Origin of the sequence: Fibrobacter sp., from assembly GCF_045131395.1 — a bacterium.
Classification (GTDB): Bacteria; Fibrobacterota; Fibrobacteria; order Fibrobacterales; family Fibrobacteraceae; genus Fibrobacter.
On the sequence record NZ_JBGUQY010000030.1, the window covers coordinates 1 to 1,663 of the forward strand.

Annotated in this window: 4 protein-coding genes; all 4 read right to left on the reverse strand. The window is 37.9% G+C overall.

Annotated elements, in window-relative coordinates:
- The coding region (locus ACJMNB_RS08950) for a RusA family crossover junction endodeoxyribonuclease (RefSeq protein WP_405341611.1) at nt 1-265 on the reverse strand (265 nt) is incomplete at its 3' end.
- The gene (locus tag ACJMNB_RS08955) at nt 265-672 is read right to left on the reverse strand and encodes a transposase (protein ID WP_405341613.1); all 408 of its coding nucleotides are present in this window, start codon (nt 670-672) and stop codon (nt 265-267) included. The genes ACJMNB_RS08950 and ACJMNB_RS08955, both read right to left, overlap by 1 nt.
- 23 nt (nt 673-695) lie before the next feature.
- Nucleotides 696-1,091 (reverse strand): hypothetical protein, encoded by a 396-nt coding sequence (locus tag ACJMNB_RS08960; protein WP_405341615.1) that lies wholly within the window; start codon nt 1,089-1,091, stop codon nt 696-698.
- Nucleotides 1,088-1,663 (reverse strand): hypothetical protein (locus ACJMNB_RS08965; RefSeq protein ID WP_405341617.1); only part of this gene is annotated, 576 nt, incomplete at its 5' end. The genes ACJMNB_RS08960 and ACJMNB_RS08965, both read right to left, overlap by 4 nt.

Here is a 1,663-nt window from a genome sequence, read left to right on the forward strand (position 1 = left end):
TAAGAGAATCAAAAATTTCTTTCGGGATGTTGTCGACATCTCTTGTCATGACAGACAAATATGCAGTGATGTCAATGACAACATCCAATGTTCCGAATCTGATTCCTTTTCCCTGTTTGAAGTATTCTGCAATTACCTGTTGCCGGTATGTCTTAACGTCTGCCGGTGTGTAGAAAACCGGTTTTCCGGTTTTCTTGGATGTCATCGTGCGAACAAATCTGTTATTCGACGGCGGAACAGGGATTTTCAGCAATAGAACATCCATTATTTCACCCAAACAGTCACCTGATTCACACCGCTTGGAACAATCATTTCAATCTTGGTGTCCATGAAATCAAGCTGCAGACATTTTTTCATTAAGAATTCACGGCACGTGCATGAAACGTGAATTTCTTTCAATATGTTGCAAATTGAAATTCTTGTTTCCGGCATAAAGGCATGCACTAACTGAATCAGACTGATTCTTTCTTCAGATTCACCAACAGGATTGACCGCATTCATTTCACGTTCGTGTTTTTCTGCCCTGATCCAATTCTGGAAAGTCTTGTCATTGATGTCGTGATTTTTGGCAAAATCAGTCATGTTCACTGCGAATCCGTCCGCATTTTCTGCATAATACTTGGCAATATATGCTTTTTTCTGCTCGGTCGTATATGTCTTTCTTGTTTTCATAAATACCCCACACTTAAAAACAACTACTGTTCAGAATCTTTCAATTTTTTCTGAACCCATACTGCCCGAAACTCGTTCGGCAGACAATCAATGAATCGTTCAAGTTCTTCAATTTCTGACATTTTCTGCTGCAGTTCCTGTCGAACTTTGAACAATTCATCGTTCAATTGATACACTGAATTGACATCAGATTGCATCGCCTTGATTCGGTCGCTTAATGAGACAACCTTTTTTTCCAACTGACTGATCAATTCTCTGTCTGTTCTTCTCTGGATGTCTTCGCTGAATGTTTTTTCATAAAGCGTATGATTCAGTTCAACTTTTTGTTGTCTTAGTTCCTGAATCTCTGCAATCAGTTGCTGATTTTCTTTCTGAAGAGAATCAGAAAATACATTTTTCAAAAATTCAATGATTTTCATTCATCCTCCCAATTGACCGCTTCAATCATCATCTGATACTGTCGGCGCAACGTCTTCAGGTGTTTTTTTACTGAAACATAGAATGCCAAATGTTCTGCCCTGGATTCCTCTGTCAATCTGCAGTCTGCATTGTGGAAACATTCGGCCATCCGGTCATTGATGAATTCAATATCCTGATCAATCAGTTCGATTTCAAATTTTTTGTATTCTTCCAAGGTGTTTTTCGATGCATTCAGCACATAATCGAATCTTGGATCGATTTTTGGTTCTTTTGATCCACTTGATCCATTTGATCCATTTAATTCATTCGCTTTGAGTAAATCGAATAAATCACTTCTTTCGATCAATTCATAGTAATCTTCACTCAAAATTTGACTTGAATGCAGTCTGGAAAAATGGAAATATTCATGAAAGAGGTCAAGAATATATGCAATCGCCGGCACGTTCTGTGTGTATGCGTCAATATACAGTGTCAATTTGCCGTCCATATCGTGAAGTGAAACATCCCTGTCGCACTCATTTGAATGAATTTTAAAACTGTTTTCATAATCAACAATCTTGAATTCATCTTG